This is a genomic window from Flavobacterium faecale (assembly GCF_048320115.1).
Taxonomy (GTDB): domain Bacteria; phylum Bacteroidota; class Bacteroidia; order Flavobacteriales; family Flavobacteriaceae; genus Flavobacterium; species Flavobacterium faecale_A.
This window is the reverse complement of the sequence record NZ_CP182943.1, coordinates 473,448-493,778: the sequence shown is the minus strand read 5'-3', so window position 1 is coordinate 493,778 and position 20,331 is coordinate 473,448. Positions and strand designations below refer to the sequence as shown.

Below are 20,331 nucleotides of genomic sequence, written 5' to 3'. Positions count from 1 at the left end.
AGAATTATGAATTGTAAATGATAAATTATGAATTTTACAATAAAATTTTTGAGGATTTTAGGTTTCTTAAATTACATTCACTTCTGCTTCAATTGGAATGCCAAAAGTCTCTAAAATAGTTTGTTGGATGTCTTTAGAGACCGCGAGAATTTCTTGCCCAGTAGCATTGCCATAATTCACTAAAACCAAGGCTTGATTTTTATGTATGCCAGCATCTCCAAAGCGTTTTCCTTTGAAGCCAGCTTGTTCAATGAGCCAGCCTGCGGGAACTTTTACCTCGGTTTCAGAAATGTCATAAAATTTCATTTCAGGGAATTTTTGATGGATTTTTTCAAATTCTGTTTTGCTGACAATAGGGTTTTTAAAAAAACTGCCGCTATTTCCAAGTTCTTTAGGGTCTGGAAGTTTGCTCTTGCGTATTGCGATAACCGCGTTGCTAACATCTTTAATGGTAGGATTGCTGATGTTGTTTTTGTTTAATTCGGTCAAGATATCACCATATGAGGTGTTGATGGTGTGATTGCGCTTGGTTAACTTAAATACCACTGATGTGATGATGTATTGGTCTTTGACCTGATTTTTGAAAATACTTTCTCTATAGCCAAATTGACAATCTTCTTTAAGAAATGTTTTGGTTTCTTGGTTCTCTATTTTAACAGCCTCGCAAGACACAAAACTATCTTTGATTTCAGCTCCATAAGCACCAATGTTTTGCACAGGAGTTGTGCCAACATTTCCAGGTATTAGGGACATGTTTTCAAGTCCTCCAAAATTTTGTTCTAAGGTCCAAAGGACAAATTCATGCCAGTTTTCTCCAGCTTGACATTCAATCCAAACAAAATCTTCATTTTCTTGAATTACTTTTTTTCCTTTCAGATCAATATGAATAACCAGTGCATCAACATCTTTTGTAAGCAGCATGTTGCTACCGCCGCCAAGGATGAATTTTTTTTCGGTACTATTTTGTTCTAATACGTTTTTCAATTCGGACACAGAATGCACTGCGATAAATTGTTTGGCATTGGCTTCAATGCCAAAAGTATTGTAGTTTTTTAAAGAAAAATTATGTAGTATTTCCATAAAAGAAAATCAGTTTTATAAATGAATTTGTGCCTCAAAAGTAAGGAATAAATAAGAGGTTTATGGTAAAATCAATTAGATTTTAAATTAATAATTACCGAGAAGCGTTGATGAGTTCATGGTATTTATCAGCGATAATTTTCATGTTTATTTGGTAATTAGCATGTTCTTCAATGAAATTACGATTATGGACAACAGTTTCGTTACGGTGTAATGGGTTTTCAAAAGCCCAAATGATAGCATTTGCTAGGGCTTCATAATCTTTTACAGGAATTAGTTGACCGTTTTTACCATGTTTAATCCAACTTTGATTACCTTCTATATCTGAAACTATTGGGTAACAATTAGAAGCCATCGCTTCAAATAGAGAGGCCGATACTCCTTCGGTAAGTGGCATGCTGATGTAGAAATTGGATTTTTGTAACAATTGGGGTAAGTCGGTATTGAGGATTCTGCCTGTAAAAGTTACTTTGTCTTCGATGTTTAATTCTCTAGATAGATTTTTTAATGATTCCAGTTGGGTGCCATCGCCTATGATCGTAAGCGAGAAATCAATTCCTTTTATGTGCAGAATGGCAAATGCTTTTAAAATGATATCATGAGAGTAAACAGGTAATAGCGAACGAGTGACAATGGCGCAAATTTTGTTAGGATTGGCAGTGTTTGTGTTCTCAAATTTAGACAAGTCAATTCCTTTGGGTAAAACCAAAACTTTAGCCATATTTACGTTGGCTTTTAGCATGGAGTTGGCCATTACGGGGCCCCAAGCGTGAATGAGCGTGGCTTTTTTGAAAGCATAATTTTGAATAAACTTTTTTAGGGGATAATAAATCGATTTCTCTGGCCATAAATCGGTTTTGCCTTGTTGTGCAATAGCTGTTAATTTAACGCCACATAGGGCTGCTAGAAAGCCATAGCTGGTGGTTCGCTCTGCTATAACCATATCTGGTTGTTGCTGCTGAATAATTTTTTTGGTCTTAATAGGGGCAAATATGTACTCAAAAAGGCGCATGACTCTACGGAATTTTCCGTGTGAGGGTGTTTTTAATTCCCAACTAATAATTTCAAAATCTCCAAATTCTTGAAGACCATTCATCCATGTGATAGCGTCTGCTCTATAGGTTTCTCCAAGGAAAAGTATTTTTCTCTTTTTCATTCCTTTTGGTGTTATTCGTCAGCAGTTAGTGCGCGATTCATGAATTCATTGAGAGGCTTTAGTAAAATTAATTTTTTGCTCATTTTGGATACAAAATTAATTTGCGTAACCTCAGAAATGTCAAATTTTTGAAGTACTTCAAAGCTTTTGAGTTTTAGTAATTCAATAGCAGGATGTTCTTTATCATAACCTCTGGGAGGGTTTTTTAAACAACTTTTTTCTGTTCTAGCAAAAGTTCCAAATTCTTTTTGGAATGTTTTGTCATTGATGATTGCTTCTAAGTCTTCGTGAAAGAAGGCTATTTCCTTACGTACCTTTTTTAAATCTTCGGCTTCGGGGGCATAAAATCCGCCCGCGATAAAACTAGCTCCTTTTTCGATATGGACATAATAACCTGCTCGGTTGTTGCCTTTTGTCCCTGATGATAGCCAAACTCCTAAATGTGATTTGTAAGGCGATTTGTCTTTTGAAAATCGGATATCGCGATTGATTCTAAAAGTACAGTGCTTAATTTCAAGCATTTCTAAGGACGCGTCCAGCGGTTTCATGGCGTCTAGGAAATCAGAAACTAATTGATGGTAATCTTTTTTGAAAACCTCATATCTCTTTTTGTTGGCAATAAACCAATCTCTATTGTTATTTGCTTTTAAATCATCAAGAAATTGCAGGCTGTCCTTTGATAACATTGCGTTGGTAGTATTTAGTTTTTATTGCTTTTTAATCCTTCGGAACTCCATTGCATAAAGCCGCCTTCTAGTTCGCAGACGTTTTCAAATCCTAATTCGGTTAGTTTTGCTGATGCTTTTTTGCTTCGTCCTCCGCTTTTGCAATATACAAAAACAGGTTTTGATTTGTCTAGTTTTTCTGCTTCAACCTCAAAATTATCTCCGTTCCAATTGATGTTTAGGGCGTTAGGAATATGTTCTTGGTTGAATTCTTCAGGAGTTCGTACGTCCAAAATTTGTGGATTTTCGGTTGTTTCAATTTTTTGTTGAAAAGTGCTCGCGTTTACGATATTTTGACTTTGAGAATGTTGTTTTTGACAACTGGACAAAATAAATACAGAAAGTAAAAAGATAAGCTTGCTGAGTTTCATGAGATTTCTATTAAAAATAGCTGTTTTGCTAAGATAAGTAAAAAATGGATTTGATCGGGGAAATTACAAATTGAATATTTGATACGATTGATGGGTTGATTTGACAATGGCTTCGGTGCGATCAGGATGCGTGTCTGAAATGAAGAGTTGTCCAAAGGCGTCGCTATTGACCATTTCGATGATTTTAGCCACCCTACTTTCGTCTAGTTTGTCAAAAATGTCGTCTAGAAGCAGTATTGGTTTTACACCACTTTGCTTTTTTAAAAAATCAAACTGCGCCAATTTTAAGGCAATCAAAAAAGATTTTTGTTGGCCTTGAGAACCAAATTTTTTTATAGGGTGATGGTCAATTTCAAAAAGTAAATCGTCTTTGTGAACGCCCACACTTGTATATTGTAAAGCACGATCTTTATTGATATTTTCTTCTAATAGTTTTAAAAGGTCTTTTTCAAATAAATGGCTTTCGTAGGTTAGCTGAATGTTTTCGGCGGAACCTGTTATAGCCTGATGGTGTTTGTTGAAGATGGGAAGGAATTCGGTGATAAATTCCTTTCTTTTTTCGTGAATGTAAACGCCATACTGATTCAATTGTTCATTGTAAATGGAAAGGGTTTCTTTGTCAAACAGATGGTTAAGGGCAAAATACTTTAATAATGCATTGCGTTGACTCATGACTTTTTGGTAATGAATCAGTTGTTGGAGGTATTTTGGGTTTAATTGTGAAATCACACTGTCCATGAATTTCCTGCGTGTTTCACTGCCTTCAATGATAAGGTCTCTGTCAGCAGGAGAGATAATCACTAACGGAATAAAACCAATATGATCTGAAAATTTATCGTAGACTTTACCGTTTCGTTTGAGGATTTTTTTTTGTCCTTTTTTTAAACTGCAAACCAGTTGTTCTGAGCGTTCTTCTTTGATGAATTCGGCATCAATGACAAAAAATTCTTCTCCGTGTTTGATATTTTGAACTGCCAAGGGATTGAAGTAGCTTTTACCGTAAGCAAGATGGTAAATCGCGTCTAAAACATTCGTTTTACCAATCCCATTTTTTCCAACAAAGCATATAATCTTGCCGTCAAACTCAAAATTGGCTTCTGAAAAATTTTTATAATTGAATAAGGAAATTTTTTTTAAATACATTTTTAGGTGACAGCTGATTGTGTGGGGATTGCGTTTTTTATTTTGTTTTCTAAAAGAGGTCGCAAATTATTGAAAATTATTGAGAAAAAGGAACTTTAAAGATTGAAGTATTGTGAAAAATAAGGGTCTTGATTTGAAGTGTTTGTGTTGAATTGCATGCTATTTTTTAATTAAATTATAAAAAGCTGTATTTTTTGTGTGAGTTTGAATAAAAATTTTATTTTTGCGGTTCACTAAATTTAATTGAAATGGCTACTTATAATAAAAGAGGATATAAAACACCAAAAGAAAAAGAAGTTAAAGACTCTGTTGAAGACGTATTAATTGATGAAAAAGACAGTACTACAGCTGAGGTTTTTTCTAAATTAGACGAAACAGCTTCTAAAACGGAAGACTGGGTTGCTAAAAATCAAAAAGCAATCATTGGTATTGTAGGTGCTGTTGCTTTATTTACGGTAGGATATTTAGTATATCAAAAGTTTATTGCTGAGCCAAAACAAAACGAAGCAGCTGACGAAATGTTTTTAGCACAACAAAATTTTGAAAAAGCAACTAATGGAGTGGCTAGTGACTCGCTTTATAAATTAGCTTTGAACGGTTCAGAGGGTAAATTTGGATTCCTTAAAATTGCTGATGAGTATTCAGGAACTGATGCAGGAAATTTAGCTAATTATTATGCTGGTATCGCTTTGTTAAATACAGGTAAATATGCAGAAGCTATTGATTATTTAAGTAAATTTAGCTCAGACGATATGATTCTTAGTGCATTGGCTAAAGGAGCAATTGGTGATGCTCATGCTGAGAAAAACGAGCAAGAAGACGCCTTGTCTTTCTATGTGAAAGCTGCAGAATCTAATAAAAATGATTTTACTACGCCACGATTTTTGTTGAAAGCAGGGAAAACAGCTTTGGCTTTGGGTAAAAAAGAAGAGGCTTTAAAATACTTAACAGACATTAAAGACAATTACGATACAACTCCAGAAGCTGCTTCTGTAGATGCTTTGATTGGGTTGGCTCAATAATTAGAGTTTTTTAATAACAATCAAAAATATAATTAGTATGGCAACTGAAAATAAAAATCTATCGGTTTATGATAAAAGTAGGCTTCCTAATGCGAAAGATTTTCGTTTTGGTGTAGTGGTGTCAGAATGGAACGAAGAGATTACAGAGGGTTTGTACAAAGGAGCGCTAGAAGCTTTTTTAGACAATGAAGTTCCAGAGTCGAATATTGTTCGTTGGAATGTGCCAGGAAGTTTTGAATTGATTTACGGTTGTAAAAAAATGCTTCAAACACAAAAGGTAGATGCTATCATTGCTATTGGTTGTGTCATTCAAGGACAAACCAAGCATTTTGATTTTGTATGTGAAGGAGTAACTCAAGGAATTAAAGATTTGAATGTGCAAACTGATGTTCCTGTTATTTTTTGTGTGTTGACAGATAATACCATGCAGCAGTCTATTGATAGAAGTGGAGGGATTCATGGAAACAAAGGAACAGAGGCGGCAATTGCAGCTATTAAGATGGCTTATATTCGTCAACAAGCAACATTAACTCATGAATACGAAAAGCCACCTTTGTTGACTTCAGGTGCTTTACAAATTGAAACATCTCCTCTGAAATTAGAAGAGTAAGATTATAAATTGTTCATATATAAACCTATACTGTTGTCAAAAACAGTGTAGGTTTTTTGTTTTATTTATGATTGTAGAAAGGCCGAAAGCCGATAGAAATTTATTAAATTTGCTCGGTTAGTTGTTTTCTGATAACTGATTACCGAAAACTGAATACTAAAAAAAAATGTCGAGTATCATCCAATTACTTCCTGATCATGTTGCCAACCAAATTGCCGCTGGAGAAGTGGTGCAACGCCCCGCTTCAGTTGTAAAAGAATTGTTAGAAAATGCGGTTGATGCTGGAGCTACGGATATTAAATTGATTATCAAAGATGCGGGTAAAGCCTTGGTGCAAGTCATTGATAATGGTAAGGGGATGAGTGTTACTGATGCTCGTTTGTGTTTTGAGCGTCATGCAACTTCCAAAATTCGTTTAGCCGAAGATTTGTTTTCGTTAGGAACTAAGGGTTTCCGTGGAGAGGCTCTCGCTTCTATCGCTGCTATTGCGCATGTGGAAATGAAAACCAAACAAGAACAAGAAGAGTTAGGGACTCAAATCGTTATTGAAGGAAGCAAATTTGTTTCACAAGAGGCTGCTGTTTTGCCTAAAGGCACTTCCTTTGCCGTCAAAAATTTATTTTTTAATATTCCAGCACGACGAAACTTTTTAAAGTCGGACACTGTTGAATACCGTCATGTTATTGATGAATTTCAACGCGTAGCTTTGGCTCATTCGAACATTCATTTTACTTTTTACCACAATGGAAGTGAAATGTTCAATTTGCCAGCATCTACCTTAAGACAACGTGTAGTCAATGTTTTTGCTGGTAAGACCAATGAGAAATTGGTGCCTGTTCAAGAAGAAACCGATATCATATCTATCAAAGGATTTGTGAGTAAACCTGAATTTGCCAAAAAAAGTAGAGGGGAGCAGTTCTTTTTTGTGAACGACCGTTTTATTAAAAGCGGTTATTTGCACCATGCGATCATGGCTGCTTATGACGGGATTTTGAAAGACGGTGCACAACCGAGTTATTTTTTATATTTAGACGTTCCGCCTAATACCATTGATATTAATATTCATCCTACCAAAACTGAAATCAAGTTTGATGATGAGCAAGCCTTATATGCGATTTTGAGAGCGTCTATCAAACACAGTTTAGGGCAGTTTAATATTGCGCCAGTATTGGATTTTGAGAGAGATGCTAATTTGGATACACCTTATAGTTTTAAGGATTTAGAAGGAGTAACGCCAACTATCCAGGTAGATCGCACTTTTAATCCTTTCTCGGATGATAAAGTGAACAAACATTATTCAGGAGGTTCTAGTGGAAATTATAAAAAACCAACAGCTACTGCCAATTGGGAAAGTTTGTATGTAGGACTTGAAAAAGAAGATGAATTTGTAGCCAGTAGCGCCATTGAATTTGAAAATGAAATGGTAACCGGTTCGTTATTCAATGATGAAGAAGTAGAGCAAACGGTTCAGAATACGTATCAAATTCATAAGAAATATATCGTTTCTACGATCAAATCTGGAATGGTGATTGTGGATCAACAACGAGCACATCAACGAGTGTTGTATGAGCAGTTTTTGACCAATATGACCGTGCATCAAGCGGCTAGCCAACAATTACTTTTTCCTTTAGAGTTGTATTTTTCGACTACAGAAATGGAATTGATTGCCGACTTGAAATTATCTCTAGTTAATACTGGATTTATATTTGATGATTCGTATACAGAACATGTGGTAATCAATGGGATTCCGGTGAATGTAGTCGAGAGCGAAGTTTCTATCTTATTAGAACAATTATTAAGTGATTTGCAAGACGGTATTCCTGAAAATAGTTTCAGTCAGAATGACACCATTGCCAAATCGATGGCGAGAAGTTTAGCTGTAAAAACAGGAACTGCTTTGTCAGTCAAAGAACAAGAAAATTTAGTGAACGGACTTTTTGCTTGTAAAGAGCCCAATGTTTCCCCATTTCAAAAACCTACTTTCATTACTATGCGTGTGGAAGATATCGATAAAAAATTTGCCCTATGATGAATGTAACCGAAACGGTCAAACAATTAATTATTATAAATATCCTATTTTTTATAGGAACTCAATTTGTTGGTGAGCCTGCTTATAAGATATTAGCCATGTTTTTTCCTGAAAACTCAGATTTTCAAGCTTGGCAACTAATTTCGCATATGTTTATGCATGGAGGATTAATGCATATTTTTTTCAATATGTTTGCTTTGTTTAGCTTTGGTTCTGCTCTAGAACATTTTTGGGGAGGTCGAAAGTTTCTTTTCTTCTATATTTCCTGTGGATTAGGAGCGGCTTTTTTGCATACAGGGATTAATTACTACTCTTTCAATCAAGCTTTAGATGTTCTTGCTTCTAGTGGTTTTGCTGAAAATGAAGTATTGCAGCTTTTAAACCAGGGGAAAATGAATACCCAATGGCAGGAAGTTCTCACAGTTTCACAATTCCAAAATTTCATGAGTGCTTTTACAGGTGTTATGGTAGGAGCTTCTGGAGCAATTTATGGTGTCATAGTAGCCTTTGCATTTATGTTTCCTAATGCTGAGTTATCACTGTTGTTTATTCCAATTCCTATCAAAGCTAAATATTTTGTTCCGGGATTAGTTTTAATTGATTTATATTTGGGAGTATCTGGTAACTCTATTTTTGGTGGTTCTGGTGGTGGTGGAATTGCACATTTTGCTCACGTAGGGGGAGCATTGTGTGGATTTTTAATTATGTGGTATTGGAAAAAGAATCAATTTAATGACAATCGTTGGAACTAGTTTTAGAAATTAATTCACAATAGAGATGAATATATTTGAAGATTTAAAATTACAATATAAACTCGGAGGGATAGCTTTTAGATTAATCTTATGGAATGTCGGTTGTTTCCTGATTTCTTTGGTCTTTTTCTACCAATTTCAGGCAGGAGTGTTTAATTTTCCATTTTGGCTTGCTTTAAAAACAACTCCAGCAGGGTTCTTGATAGCTCCATGGACCTTTTTGACTTATGCTTTTTTTCATGATGGATTCATGCATTTGTTGTTTAATATGATTGTACTGAATTTTTCTAGTCAATTGTTTCTAACTTATTTTACACAAAAACAATTTTTAGGCTTGTATTTTCTGGCGGCGATTTTTGCAGGTCTTGTTTTTGTAGGGACTTATTATTTCATGAACATCAGTTCTGGAATTGTTGGTGCCTCAGCTGCAATAATGGCTATTTTGATGGCAGTGACCACTTATCAACCCTTGATGAATGTTCGTTTGTTGCTTATAGGGAATGTCAAATTATGGTACATTACTGCCGTAATTTTGATTTTGGATTTGATGCAATTTCGTTTGAGTAATACAGGTGGGCATCTTTCCCATTTGTCAGGTGCAGCTTTTGGTTTTGTATTTATTAAATTTTTGCAAAATGGCACTGATCTCAGTAAGTTGGTTTCGGCTGTGATTGATTTTTTTGCAAATCTATTTAATAAATCTGGAAAAACGCCGTTTAAGAAGGTACATAAGAATTATACAAAACCTGTTGTGAAACGTGAATCCAAAATTGTAACCAAAAATAAAGCCCAGCAACAGATAGATGAAATCTTAGATAAAATTAGTCAATCAGGCTATGATAGTTTGACTAAAGAAGAAAAAGAGTTTTTGTTTAAAGTAGGGAAGTAAGAGCTGTTTTGATGTTCTGTTTTTTAAATACTCAAAGAAGCGTTATCAGCGAATAAGTTAAATATGAAGAAACTTTCGTGGTTTAATAGAGGCATGTTTTTTTTGAATATAGTTTTAACCGTAGTTACGTTTATTGCTTATATTTTACCTTTTTTGGCACCCAAAATGTTTCCTATTTTGTCTGTGCTTACCTTGTTTATGCCTGCTTTTTTTGTTTTGAATGCGCTGTTCTTTTTATATTGGGCCATTCAGTTCAAAAAGAGAATGGTGCTCTCGGGTTTGGTGCTTTTAATGGGAATTACTTTTATCAATAAATTTTATAAATTTTCAACCAAAGAATACCCAGAAGACGAGAAAGATTTTGTGGTTATGAGTTATAATGTTCGTTTACTTAATTTGTTTAAGTGGATGGATAAAGTATATGTTCCTCAAGATATATTGGCGTTTATTAATGAAAAAAACCCCAATATATTATGTATTCAAGAGTATTCTCATTCGGCAAATATTGATTTAAAGGTTTATCCCTATAAATATATTTTTATGACGGGGAATAAGATCAAAACTGGGCAAGCTATTTTTTCTAAATTCCCAATTATTGATCAAGGTAATATCGTTTTTCCGAATTCGAACAATAATGTCATTTATGCCGATATAAAAAAAGGAAAAGATATTATAAGGGTGTACAATATGCATTTGCAATCCATAAAAATTTCACCCGATGTAAATGAGATTTCTGAAAATATAGATGCTATGAATCAGGGAAAATCGCAAATGATGCTGTTTAGAATTAGTAAAGCATTTAAACAGCAGCAAGAGCAAGCTGAAATTTTAAAAGAGCACAAGAAAAAATGCGAGTATCCATTGATTATTTGTGGTGATATGAATAACAGTGCTTTTTCGTATGTCTATCGAAATATCAAAGGAAACCTCAAAGATACTTTTGAGGAAGCCGGTTTAGGCTTTGGTCAAACCTATAAATTTAAGTACTATCCAGCCCGAATTGATTATATATTTGCTGATAATAAAATGACAGTCAAAAAGTTCGAGAGCTTTTCAGATTTCGAAAACTCTGATCACTATCCGATTATGGCGAAGCTTTCTTTAGACTAGTTTAGAGAGAAACTAATGTTTGGTTTTTGAGGTAATCTATCGTAAACTTCCCTTCGTTGAATAGTAAATCCAAAATACTTAAATTATTAATAAATCCGTGTTTTTCGTCAAAAACCTGAGGATAGGGCTCAAATACAGAATTGTCCTTTTTGCCATTTGCTAAAAAACGATAATCTTTGGTCGAATTAGAGTCTAATTCATGGAAATACTCGGTGGTCGTAGTGTAGTCTAATTTTAATCGCATACACTTGGTCAATAATTCGAATACTTCAAAATTCAAGTCCATTAAAAATTTGTGTTTTTTCTCGAAAATGGGAACAATATCATCTTCGAAAAATTCGAAAAATGGCGAACTTCTATAAGCCGCTTCTAATGATTTAAAGTGCTGTTTTCGCCAGTCAAATTCTGGTTCAATTTGAATATCTTTCGTTTTTTGATGACTTTGCTTGGAATGTTTTATGGGTATGTTTAGCAACTGGATACCATTTGGACTGTAGATGTAAGTACGGTTTCTATTGGTTTGTTTTTGAAAGTTATCTTCTACTTCAAATACAATTTTATCTGCTTGAATCAAGGCCGCAAAATGGCTGATGGAAGGGAAGTAAGTTGGGTGAAGTAAAGTGTTCATATTTTATTTAGTTTAAGGTTTAAAGTTTAAGGTTGTTATTCATTTTAAATCTTAAACTTTAAACTAATTTTTTATTTAATTTTCTTGGTTTGCCTTTCTTTTGTTCCAAAAATGTTCTCCAACAAAATACAATGCTAAGAAGATAAGGAAATATCTAAAATACGATTGAGGCTGACCTTCTCCACTCACAGTAGTAAATACTCTGTCCCAACGTACTTTATTAATACCTTTACCGTTAGTGTCCCAACTCATCCAGATGAATATTGGTTTTCCAACGATATGATTTTCTGGAGTATATCCAAAATAACGTGCGTCTAGTGAATTATGACGATTGTCACCCATCATCCAATAATAATCTTGTTTAAAAGTATATGATGTAGCAATTTGACCATTAATTTTGATTAGATCACCATTAATTTTTAAGTCATTATTTTCATATTCTTGAATGATTGTTTTGTAAAAAGGTAATGTTTTTTTGTTAATTATGACAGTTACTCCTTTTTTAGGTATATAAATTGGACCAAAGTTATCTAAATTCCAACTGTTAGTAGTAGAAGGTTTTCCGTCCTTAAAGTCTGGAAAAATTCCATCTTCATTTTCAACACTAATTTTCCTTTCAATTGATGCAACTCTTGAATCTATTTTTAGTTTTTCGTACTTTTCTTTCGAAAGATTTCCGTAAAATAATGATTTTGAGTAGTTTAAATTTAATTTATTGAATAGATTTTGATTAATTGCCCCAGTTACAACCGACTTTAAGCTATCTCTACTTGCTTCTTCAAATTTGTAAACATTGATTAATTCACTTTTTACTTCAGGTCTATCCCATATTTGATTACTTATTTCGAATAAATCATAAGATTCGGAAATTTGATAGTCAATTTTAATATCATCGGATAATCCTTCTTTTAATTTGATTTTGTAAAAAAATTGGGGTTTAGCTCTTTCTGGTAGTTGCAATTTGTTACCATTAATATACACATCTCCATTTTTAATTTGTAATGAATCTCCAGCAATAGCAACACAACGTTTGACATAATTTGTTTTTTTGTCAATTGGTTTTTCGTATCGTTTATCTGCAGATTTGTACATATTAAACAAAGTATCCGTTGGCCAATTAAAAACAACAATGTCGTTATTTTTAATTTTTTCAAAACCAGGTAATCTAAAGTAAGGTAATTGAGGCCAAGAACAATAAGACTTTATGTTTATAACTGGAATTGTGTCGTGGACCATTGGAGCAGCAATAGTAGTTATTGGAGTTCTTGCGCCATAATTATATTTGCTCACAAATAAAAAATCTCCTATTAGTAGTGATTTTTCTAAAGATGAAGTTGGAATAGTATAGGGTTGAATGAAATAAGTATGGACTAAGGTTGCTACAATAATAGCAAAAAGGAGTGAACTTACCGTATCAGCAGTTTTGTTTGCTGGAGTAAGTTTTCTGTCTGCAACATACTCTAATTTTTGAGTATAATTAATGTAGTATATGTATAAACCAAAAGTAAGAATGACCAATAATGTGTCCGTCGTTGTGCATCTTCTAAAACTTCTTATCGTTTCGACCCATATTACAGGAAACATAATCAGGTTAATGATGGGAATAAATAACAAAATTGTCCACCAAGTAGGACGACCAATAATTTTCATTAAAATAATGGCGTTGTAAACTGGTATTGCTGCTTCCCATTTTTTTCTTCCTGTTGCTTCATATAGTTTCCATGTTCCTAAAAAATGAACTATTTGAATAATAAGGAAAAGTACAACCCATTGATATAGTATCATTACCCTTTAAATTATATGATTAGTATTTGATGTTAAGTACGTTTTATCCTTTAATATCTTGTTTTTGCTAAGCTATTGAGTTGCTATAAGTCTTGTTTAAGTTAGTTTGTTTTTGGAAATCATCCTCTTCTACTTCAAATACAATTTTATCTGCTTGAATCAAGGCCGCAAAATGGCTGATGGAAGGGAAGTAAGTAGGGTGAAGTAAAGTCTTCATTTGTTTTATTGTTTAAAGTTTAATACAGTTAGGAAATACTAAACTTTAAACACTTTACTTTTTTCTAAATATCGTCGTTCTTTTTTCTTTTTTTGTAAAAATGTTCTCCAACAAAATATACTGCGAGGAAGATTAAGAAATATTTGAAGTAGGATTGCGGCTGTCCGTCACCACTAACAGTTGTGAAAACGCGATCCCAACGCACTTTGTTGATTCCTTTGCCATTGCTATCCCAACTCATCCAAATAAAAATGGGTTTTCCTACAATGTGATCTGCAGGTACAAACCCCCAGTAGCGACTGTCTTCAGAGTTGTGGCGGTTGTCACCCATCATCCAATAATAGTCTTGTTTGAAGGTGTACGAAGTAACGATTTGACCATTAAGTCTGATTTCGTTTCCTATTACTTTAAGGTCATTGTCATTTCCGTTTTCATCCTTTTCGTACGATTTGATAATTCGCTCATAAAAAGGAAGTGTCTCTAAGTTTAAAGCAACCGTTTTTCCTGCTTCGGGAATGTAAATAGGTCCATAGTTATCTCTATTCCATTTGCCGATATGGGGGAAGATGCCGTTTTCAGGATCTTTTGAAATTTCTCTTTTAACTGCAGTAATTCCGGGAGTGTTTTTTAATCTTTCGGCGCTTGCGGCAGTCAAAGCGGCAAAATAAATGGTATCTCGTGAGTTTTGGTCTTTAAAACCAGCAGGATCCGTAATGTCTAATTCTTTGATTAAATATTCAAAATCAATAGGTGTTTTTCCGTCAATAGCAACAGAGTATGAAAACTGTGGTTTTGCTCTTTCTGGTAGTTGTAATAGCTTACCATCAATGTAAACTAGACCATCTTTAATAGAAAGCGAATCCCCAGGAACTCCAACACATCTTTTTACATAGTTAGACCTTTTGTCTATAGGTTTAATTACACCGGGTCTTCCTTTGGGTTCAAAAAAGTAATGTACTGTGTCTACAGGCCAGTTAAAAACTACGATGTCCGTTCGATTTACTTTTTCAAAGGCAGGCAATCTCAAATATGGAAGCTGTGGACAGTTTAAGTATGATTTGCTTTTAGTTTTTGGGATAGAGTCATGAACCATTGGTAAAGCTACCGAAGTCATAGGAACTCTAGCGCCATAATTGACCTTACTTACAAAAAGGAAATCACCAATTAGTAAAGATTTTTCTAACGATGAAGTTGGAATCGTATAAGGCTGAATAAAATACGTGTGAACGATTGTGGCTACTACAATAGCAAAAAGTAGTGAACTAATAGTATCAGCCGTTTTGTTTTCAGGGTTTAAATTGCGGTCTGAAACATGTACCAATTTTTCAGTATAATTGATATAACCCACATACAAACCAAAAGTTAAAATGGCTAGAAAAGTGTCAATGGTACTGCGTTTGCCAAAGCTTCTCAATGTTTCAACCCAGATAACTGGAAACATAATCAAATTGATGATCGGGATAAAAAGCAAAATCGTCCACCAAGTGGGGCGACCAATGATTTTCATCAATACGATAGCATTGTAGATAGGTACGGCTGCTTCCCATTTGTTTCTTCCTGCAGCTTCATACATTTTCCAAGTTGCTACAAAATGCACAAGTTGAATAAAAAGAAAAAATACAAACCATTGAAGTAGTGTCATAATTTCTTGGTGTTAATTAGGTTAGTTGTTAAAAATTATTGGATGTTCAATACATCTCTCATGCTAAAGACACCTTGTTTACCTGCTAACCATTCAGCTGCAATTACAGCTCCAAGTGCAAATCCTTCGCGGTTGTGTGCCGTATGTTTGATTTCAATACTGTCAATCCCTGAGTCGTAAGTAACAGTATGCGTTCCAGGAACTTCTCCTGTACGCACCGCTTCAATATGGATTTCTTTTTCAGTTGCTTGCTCGAGAGTCCAGTTGTTGTAATTGCTGTTTTCAATAACTCCTTGCGCTAGCGAAATTGCAGTTCCACTTGGAGCATCCAATTTATGAATATGGTGGATTTCTTCCATGGTAACCTTGTAGCCTTCAATTTTAGCCATCATTTTAGCTAAGTATTCGTTGAGGCCAAAGAATAAATTAACACCTAAGCTAAAGTTGGAGCTTGAAATGAAACCTCCATTTTTTTCTTTGCAAAGGGCAATCATTTCATCGTAACGATCAAGCCAGCCTGTTGTTCCAGACACCACAGGTACATTGTTGTTGAAACAAGCAGAAATGTTGTCAACAGCGGCCATTGGCACGCTAAAATCGATCGCTACATCAGCAGTTGAAAGACCATCATAAGTATTGAATTCGTCTTTTTTTAATACAATTTCATGACCTCTTTCTAAAGCAATTCTTTCGATTACTTGACCCATTTTTCCGTATCCTAAAAGTGCAATTTTCATTTTTTATGTTTTATAAATTAAAAATATAACTCAATGTTGTATTTTATGTTTTGTTTAAAATCTGTAATTCAGTGTTAATCCTAAGTTGGTTTTGGCATTTAATTCATTTTGATACAAACTAGGCTTAACAGAGAGGTTCTCATCAACGTTAAATTGTATTAAGGCTGCATCTACATTCGCGTCAATGATATTCAAAATGTAAAAACCAACCACAAACAAAGAAGATAAATCTCGGTTGCGTTGGTAGAATTTTTGAGCAGCAATCAGACGGCTGTTGTCCAAATAGCTATAATTGTCATCGGTAAAACCTTCTAGTCTTCTTTTGTAAGCATCTCGAAACGAATTGTACTTTTTTTGGCTATCCAAATAAAAATACAAACTAGTTCCAATTGCGCCATAAACCAAAGGGATTTTCCAATACTTTTTATTATAAGCTTGCCCTAGTCCAGGTAAAACGGCAGAATAAAATGCGGCTTTTGCTGGAGTTAAAGGGTCAATATCATTAGATTTAATACTGTTTTTGGAACTTACGAAGCTGTCGTTTTTTTCGCCAGCTTGCGCATGAGCGAAAGTAGTTGCCAATATAAAAAAGAGTAAGCTTATGGAAAGAATTTTACGCACTATCCCTTGATTAGTTCAATAATTCGATTAAAATCTTTCTCTGATTGAAACGGAATTGTAATTTTTCCTTTTCCGTTTCCAGCCACTTTAATGTCTACCAAGTTTCCAAAATACTTGTTAAAAGCATTTTTTTGTTCTTCATTGATTTCAAACGAAGAAGCTTTTGGTTTTGAAGCAGGTTTCGGTTTAAGACCTTCGTGATAATTTTTCACCAATGCTTCAGTATCTCTTACTGAAAGATTTTGACTTACAATTTTTTGATAAATATCCGTTTGAACATCTAAGTCTTCAATGTTGATAATAGCGCGACCATGTCCCATACTGATAAAACCATCTCTAATTCCGGTTTGGATAATTGGATCTAGTTTTAGTAAACGCAAGTAATTGGCAATTGTAGAACGTTTTTTTCCTACTCGGTCACTCATTTGTTCTTGTGTCAATTGAATCTCGTCAATCAAACGTTGGTATGAAAGTGCAATTTCAATAGGGTCAAGATCGTGACGTTGAATATTTTCTACCAATGCCATTACTAATGATTCATTGTCATCAGCAATTCGGATGTAAGCAGGAATGGTGCTTAATCCCACAAGAGTAGATGCTCTAAGACGTCTTTCTCCTGAGATTAATTGGTATTTGTTAAAGTCTAATTTTCGAACTGTAATAGGTTGTATTACTCCTAATTCCTTAATCGATACCGCTAATTCTTTTAAAGCTTCTTCGTTAAAATTACTTCTAGGTTGAAACGGATTGATTTCGATGGCATCAATTTCAAGCTCAATAATATTCCCCACCACCTTGTCAGCATTTTTGTCGTTTGCTGATTTGATGTCGTTTTCTGGATCCTTTAACAAGGCAGATAAACCTCTTCCTAAGGCTTGTTTTTTTATTGCTTTTGCCATAAAATTAGTTGCTGTTTTTCTTTATTACTTCTTCCGCTAAGTGCAAATAATTGGTAGCCCCTTTGCTGGTAGCGTCATAGTTGATAATGCTTTCTCCAAAACTTGGAGCTTCACTCAATTTCACATTTCTCTGTATGATGGTTTCAAAAACCATGTCGTTAAAGTGTTTTTGAACCTCTTCAACCACTTGGTTAGACAAACGCAATCTCGAATCGTACATGGTCAATAACAAACCTTCGATGTCTAAATCAGGATTGTGTATTTTTTGAATACTCTTAATCGTATTTAATAGTTTTCCTAAACCTTCTAGTGCAAAATATTCACATTGAATAGGAATGATTACTGAGTCGGCAGCGGTTAGAGCGTTCAAAGTAAGTAGTCCAAGAGAAGGAGCACAGTCTATGATGATGTAGTCATAGTTGTCTTTTACGCTTTCCAATGCTTTTTTTAGCATATACTCTCTGTTTTCCTTGTCTACCAATTCTATTTCGATAGCTACAAGGTCAATGTGAGCAGGTATAACATCCACATTTGGAGCAGTACATTTTAAAACTGCTTCAGATGGTGTGTGACTGTGTTCCAATATTTGGTAGGTACCAATTTCTACACTTTCCACATCAATCCCAACCCCTGAACTGGCATTGGCTTGAGGATCAGCATCAATAAGTAAAACTTTTTTTTCTAAAACGCCTAAGGAAGCTGCCAGATTTACTGACGTTGTTGTTTTTCCAACGCCTCCTTTTTGATTAGCAATCGCAATGATTTTGCCCATTTATTTTGTCTAAATTTTGAACGGTAAAAATACAATTTATTATGGTTTCTGAAAATCTAATTTGTTAACATTTGTTAATGGTTGATATGTTGTGGTTTGGTGGTTTGTTCCAAGCGTAACTCATTGTCAATTTTTGATCTAATTGTTGTGAAATGGTGTAGGGTTGTGATTATTTAATAGAAGACTTTTAGTTGAATTAATATTATGAAATCAATGTTGTGATTCAGTAATTTAGGTGAAAAATTATTATATTAGTAGACATTTAATATTGTTTTGGGTTACCTTATAAGTCTTATCATGAAAAAAGAGGACAATAAATTAAAAAATGTTTGGGAGGCTGAAAATAAAACGGCATGTCGACTCACTGAAATTCCTGAAATTAATTTCAATGAATTGGTGAGTTCTTTGGTCAGTTTAGGGCCATTCTATTTTTATGTGATTGATTTTTTTGATATGTCACTGTCTCATGTTAGCCCTTCTATAAAAGATATTCATGGTTTTGATCCTGAAACTGTCACTTTTGATGATATTTTGAAAACCATTCATCCTGATGACATGGATTTTGTAGCTAGTGCAGAGCGGGCAAATTTAAGATTCTTGTATAATATAATTGGTGCTGAAAATATAGTGAATTATAAAGCCAGTTATTCTTTTAGAAGTAGATTTAAAAACGGAGAATATGGAATGCTGAATCATCAAGCTATTGTTTTGACTGCCGATGAAAATGGTGGTTTCGGTAAATCATTAAACATTCATACTAATATTGATCATCTCACTAAGAAAAACAGTCATACCTTTTCGTTAATAGGTTTGAAAGACAATCCTTCCTTTACAGATATCAATGTTGCTTTTGAATCGGATGAATTTACTTCTTTTTCCAAGAGAGAAATTGAAATTATCAAGTTAATTTCTGAAGGACTCACCACTACGCAAATTGCTGAAATATTCAATATCAGTGAACATACGGTTAAAACCCACCGCAAAAACATCAATAAAAAATCCGATTGTAAGAATGCCTCGGAATTAATCAATAAATGCATTTCTCAAGGGTTGATTTAGGAGATAGTATTTAGTGTATAAATAAGATTTATTTTTCGAATAACCGATGTTGTTTTATTCTTTTTATAAATTAGTTGTGCAAACAAAAAATAGTTGTATATTTGCACCCGCGTTACGGGGTGTAGCGTAGCCCGGTTATCGCGCCTGCTTTGGGAGCAGGAGGCCGCAGGTTCGAATCCTGCCACCCCGACAAAAAACCTTCTTGTAACCCAAGAAGGTTTTTTATTTCTAGAAAGTATGTTTATATTATATATTCAAAAATAATCAACAAATATTATTTTGGTTTTACATCTATGGAATTGGGTGAAAGATTGCGTCGTCATTTAACTTCTCACAAAGGTTTTTACAGAAAGAGCGAAAGATTGGGAGGTAGTTTATTGGTTTCAAATTGTAGTTTAAACTATGTCGTTTTGTGCATTTCGCTTTAGGTTCTAAAAACTTTTTGCCACAGATAATTCGATTGGAATGATTTATTCTGTGGGCTCGAGTGATCGCGAACAGGCAAAGCAAATCAATTTAATCAGTTGTTAATTTTCTTTTTTTTTAGTAATTCATCCTTGCAGACTTTAAGTTTGCCAACAAAATCTAGGGACTTTAAGTCCATAGTGGTTTGGTTTGAATCCTATGATGATAAAGCAAAAGCAATTTTGAGAGAGCGAGAGATTAAGAATTGGAAAAGTAGCGTTAAAATCAGTGGTAGTCGCGTCTCGACTGGAAATCGAGAAGTCCGCAGGTTCGAATTTCCGAATTCGGAATAAACGCTGCCAGCCCGACTAAGAATCCTTTCTGTTCATTCAGAGAGGATTTTTCGTTATAGAGGTTTTAAATTTAAATTGGCTAATAAGTTGTTAGTGCTTTTGGGATTGACCCCAAATATTTTTAAAAATACTTCTTGTCTAACAATATACTATTATATCTTCATAAAAACTTCTTAAATTGTCATGGTCTAATGCTTGTATGAACTTAGTATATTTTTTTATGAAAAGCAATTTTTGCAGATCTCTATATTCTCTTCTTTTATTATTCCTAACCAATAGTTTGATTGCACAGGAATTGACTACTATACAGAGATTTACTCCAACTG

At 34.1% G+C, this 20,331-nt stretch carries 21 protein-coding genes and 1 tRNA gene; 9 read left to right on the top strand and 13 right to left on the bottom strand.

Features of this window, described 5'->3' with window-relative positions; translation table 11 throughout:
* Nucleotides 1-66: 66 nt before the first annotated feature.
* From murB to recF, 5 genes are all read right to left on the bottom strand, one after another.
* Entirely contained in the window at nt 67-1,080 is a 1,014-nt protein-coding gene (gene murB, locus ACNH59_RS01890; RefSeq protein ID WP_418263765.1) for a UDP-N-acetylmuramate dehydrogenase, read from the bottom strand.
* Nucleotides 1,081-1,174: 94 nt separating this feature from the next.
* Entirely contained in the window at nt 1,175-2,236 is a 1,062-nt protein-coding gene (locus ACNH59_RS01885) for a glycosyltransferase (RefSeq protein ID WP_418263764.1), read from the bottom strand.
* Between the two features lie 11 nt (nt 2,237-2,247).
* The gene (locus tag ACNH59_RS01880; protein WP_418263763.1) at nt 2,248-2,922 is read right to left on the bottom strand and encodes a DUF2461 domain-containing protein; all 675 of its coding nucleotides are present in this window, start codon (nt 2,920-2,922) and stop codon (nt 2,248-2,250) included.
* 14 nt (nt 2,923-2,936) lie between these two features.
* Nucleotides 2,937-3,332 (bottom strand): rhodanese-like domain-containing protein, encoded by a 396-nt coding sequence (locus tag ACNH59_RS01875; protein ID WP_418263762.1) that lies wholly within the window; start codon nt 3,330-3,332, stop codon nt 2,937-2,939.
* A gap of 63 nt (nt 3,333-3,395) precedes the next feature.
* Entirely contained in the window at nt 3,396-4,475 is a 1,080-nt protein-coding gene (recF, locus tag ACNH59_RS01870) for a DNA replication/repair protein RecF (protein WP_418263761.1), read from the bottom strand.
* A 248-nt stretch (nt 4,476-4,723) separates the two neighbouring features.
* On the opposite strand from recF, the gene ACNH59_RS01865 reads away from it, so the two are divergent.
* The 6 genes from ACNH59_RS01865 (at nt 4,724) to ACNH59_RS01840 (ending at nt 10,887) form a co-directional block, all read left to right on the top strand.
* On the top strand, nt 4,724-5,497 hold the full coding sequence (locus ACNH59_RS01865; protein WP_418263760.1) for a tetratricopeptide repeat protein: 774 nt from the start codon (nt 4,724-4,726) through the stop codon (nt 5,495-5,497).
* Nucleotides 5,498-5,534: 37 nt separating this feature from the next.
* Nucleotides 5,535-6,107: a 6,7-dimethyl-8-ribityllumazine synthase gene (gene ribH, locus ACNH59_RS01860; RefSeq protein ID WP_418263759.1), complete on the top strand. Its 573-nt coding sequence runs from the start codon at nt 5,535-5,537 to the stop codon at nt 6,105-6,107.
* 166 nt (nt 6,108-6,273) lie between these two features.
* Nucleotides 6,274-8,136, top strand: coding sequence for a DNA mismatch repair endonuclease MutL (mutL, locus tag ACNH59_RS01855; RefSeq protein ID WP_418263758.1), 1,863 nt, complete (start codon nt 6,274-6,276; stop codon nt 8,134-8,136).
* Nucleotides 8,133-8,888, top strand: coding sequence for a rhomboid family intramembrane serine protease (locus ACNH59_RS01850; protein ID WP_418263757.1), 756 nt, complete (start codon nt 8,133-8,135; stop codon nt 8,886-8,888). The genes mutL and ACNH59_RS01850 overlap by 4 nt, the downstream gene beginning before the upstream one ends.
* Nucleotides 8,889-8,913: 25 nt before the next feature.
* Nucleotides 8,914-9,777 (top strand): rhomboid family intramembrane serine protease, encoded by an 864-nt coding sequence (locus tag ACNH59_RS01845; protein WP_418263756.1) that lies wholly within the window; start codon nt 8,914-8,916, stop codon nt 9,775-9,777.
* A gap of 63 nt (nt 9,778-9,840) precedes the next feature.
* Complete coding sequence (locus ACNH59_RS01840; RefSeq protein WP_418263755.1) at nt 9,841-10,887, top strand: endonuclease/exonuclease/phosphatase family protein; 1,047 nt, start codon at nt 9,841-9,843, stop codon at nt 10,885-10,887.
* A 1-nt stretch (nt 10,888) separates the two neighbouring features.
* Here ACNH59_RS01840 and ACNH59_RS01835 read toward each other — a convergent pair whose 3' ends face one another.
* From ACNH59_RS01835 to ACNH59_RS01800, 8 genes are all read right to left on the bottom strand, one after another.
* Nucleotides 10,889-11,515: a WbqC family protein gene (locus ACNH59_RS01835; RefSeq protein ID WP_418263754.1), complete on the bottom strand. Its 627-nt coding sequence runs from the start codon at nt 11,513-11,515 to the stop codon at nt 10,889-10,891.
* A 75-nt stretch (nt 11,516-11,590) separates the two neighbouring features.
* Complete coding sequence (gene lepB / locus ACNH59_RS01830) at nt 11,591-13,300, bottom strand: signal peptidase I (protein ID WP_418263753.1); 1,710 nt, start codon at nt 13,298-13,300, stop codon at nt 11,591-11,593.
* A 67-nt stretch (nt 13,301-13,367) separates the two neighbouring features.
* Nucleotides 13,368-13,517, bottom strand: a complete 150-nt coding sequence (locus ACNH59_RS01825) for a hypothetical protein (RefSeq protein ID WP_418264915.1) — start codon at nt 13,515-13,517, stop codon at nt 13,368-13,370.
* A gap of 64 nt (nt 13,518-13,581) precedes the next feature.
* Nucleotides 13,582-15,159, bottom strand: coding sequence for a signal peptidase I (lepB, locus tag ACNH59_RS01820; protein WP_418263752.1), 1,578 nt, complete (start codon nt 15,157-15,159; stop codon nt 13,582-13,584).
* Between the two features lie 35 nt (nt 15,160-15,194).
* The gene (gene dapB, locus ACNH59_RS01815) at nt 15,195-15,896 is read right to left on the bottom strand and encodes a 4-hydroxy-tetrahydrodipicolinate reductase (RefSeq protein WP_418263751.1); all 702 of its coding nucleotides are present in this window, start codon (nt 15,894-15,896) and stop codon (nt 15,195-15,197) included.
* Nucleotides 15,897-15,950: 54 nt separating this feature from the next.
* Entirely contained in the window at nt 15,951-16,517 is a 567-nt protein-coding gene (locus ACNH59_RS01810) for a DUF5683 domain-containing protein (RefSeq protein WP_418263750.1), read from the bottom strand.
* Nucleotides 16,517-17,416, bottom strand: coding sequence for a ParB/RepB/Spo0J family partition protein (locus ACNH59_RS01805; protein WP_418263749.1), 900 nt, complete (start codon nt 17,414-17,416; stop codon nt 16,517-16,519). The genes ACNH59_RS01810 and ACNH59_RS01805 overlap by 1 nt, the downstream gene beginning before the upstream one ends.
* Nucleotides 17,417-17,420: 4 nt before the next feature.
* Nucleotides 17,421-18,188: a ParA family protein gene (locus ACNH59_RS01800; RefSeq protein WP_418263748.1), complete on the bottom strand. Its 768-nt coding sequence runs from the start codon at nt 18,186-18,188 to the stop codon at nt 17,421-17,423.
* 297 nt (nt 18,189-18,485) lie between these two features.
* On the opposite strand from ACNH59_RS01800, the gene ACNH59_RS01795 reads away from it, so the two are divergent.
* The 3 genes from ACNH59_RS01795 to ACNH59_RS01785 all read left to right on the top strand — a co-directional run bounded on the left by ACNH59_RS01795 (nt 18,486) and on the right by ACNH59_RS01785 (nt 19,675).
* Nucleotides 18,486-19,247: a LuxR C-terminal-related transcriptional regulator gene (locus tag ACNH59_RS01795; protein ID WP_418263747.1), complete on the top strand. Its 762-nt coding sequence runs from the start codon at nt 18,486-18,488 to the stop codon at nt 19,245-19,247.
* A gap of 115 nt (nt 19,248-19,362) precedes the next feature.
* Nucleotides 19,363-19,437 (top strand) — tRNA-Pro (locus ACNH59_RS01790).
* Nucleotides 19,397-19,675 carry a GIY-YIG nuclease family protein gene (locus ACNH59_RS01785; protein WP_418264914.1) on the top strand — a complete coding sequence of 93 codons (279 nt, stop codon included), beginning with the start codon at nt 19,397-19,399 and terminating at the stop codon, nt 19,673-19,675. The genes ACNH59_RS01790 and ACNH59_RS01785 overlap by 41 nt, the downstream gene beginning before the upstream one ends.
* Nucleotides 19,676-20,331 lie beyond the last annotated feature (656 nt).

Bases quoted from the DNA above. Each gene is read 5' to 3' on its own strand.
- ACNH59_RS01885 (WP_418263764.1), bottom strand. From the start codon at position 2,236: ATGAAAAAGAGAAAAATACTTTTCCTTGGAGAAACCTATAGAGCAGAC.
- ACNH59_RS01880 (WP_418263763.1), bottom strand. From the start codon at position 2,922: ATGTTATCAAAGGACAGCCTGCAATTTCTTGATGATTTAAAAGCAAAT.
- ACNH59_RS01805 (WP_418263749.1), bottom strand. From the start codon at position 17,416: ATGGCAAAAGCAATAAAAAAACAAGCCTTAGGAAGAGGTTTATCTGCC.
- ACNH59_RS01840 (WP_418263755.1), top strand. From the start codon at position 9,841: ATGAAGAAACTTTCGTGGTTTAATAGAGGCATGTTTTTTTTGAATATA.
- ACNH59_RS01875 (WP_418263762.1), bottom strand. From the start codon at position 3,332: ATGAAACTCAGCAAGCTTATCTTTTTACTTTCTGTATTTATTTTGTCC.
- ACNH59_RS01835 (WP_418263754.1), bottom strand. From the start codon at position 11,515: ATGAACACTTTACTTCACCCAACTTACTTCCCTTCCATCAGCCATTTT.
- mutL (WP_418263758.1), top strand. From the start codon at position 6,274: ATGTCGAGTATCATCCAATTACTTCCTGATCATGTTGCCAACCAAATT.
- murB (WP_418263765.1), bottom strand. From the start codon at position 1,080: ATGGAAATACTACATAATTTTTCTTTAAAAAACTACAATACTTTTGGC.
- lepB (WP_418263752.1), bottom strand. From the start codon at position 15,159: ATGACACTACTTCAATGGTTTGTATTTTTTCTTTTTATTCAACTTGTG.
- ACNH59_RS01845 (WP_418263756.1), top strand. From the start codon at position 8,914: ATGAATATATTTGAAGATTTAAAATTACAATATAAACTCGGAGGGATA.
- recF (WP_418263761.1), bottom strand. From the start codon at position 4,475: ATGTATTTAAAAAAAATTTCCTTATTCAATTATAAAAATTTTTCAGAA.
- ACNH59_RS01865 (WP_418263760.1), top strand. From the start codon at position 4,724: ATGGCTACTTATAATAAAAGAGGATATAAAACACCAAAAGAAAAAGAA.
- ACNH59_RS01825 (WP_418264915.1), bottom strand. From the start codon at position 13,517: ATGAAGACTTTACTTCACCCTACTTACTTCCCTTCCATCAGCCATTTT.
- ACNH59_RS01795 (WP_418263747.1), top strand. From the start codon at position 18,486: ATGAAAAAAGAGGACAATAAATTAAAAAATGTTTGGGAGGCTGAAAAT.
- ribH (WP_418263759.1), top strand. From the start codon at position 5,535: ATGGCAACTGAAAATAAAAATCTATCGGTTTATGATAAAAGTAGGCTT.
- ACNH59_RS01850 (WP_418263757.1), top strand. From the start codon at position 8,133: ATGATGAATGTAACCGAAACGGTCAAACAATTAATTATTATAAATATC.
- lepB (WP_418263753.1), bottom strand. From the start codon at position 13,300: ATGATACTATATCAATGGGTTGTACTTTTCCTTATTATTCAAATAGTT.
- ACNH59_RS01800 (WP_418263748.1), bottom strand. From the start codon at position 18,188: ATGGGCAAAATCATTGCGATTGCTAATCAAAAAGGAGGCGTTGGAAAA.
- dapB (WP_418263751.1), bottom strand. From the start codon at position 15,896: ATGAAAATTGCACTTTTAGGATACGGAAAAATGGGTCAAGTAATCGAA.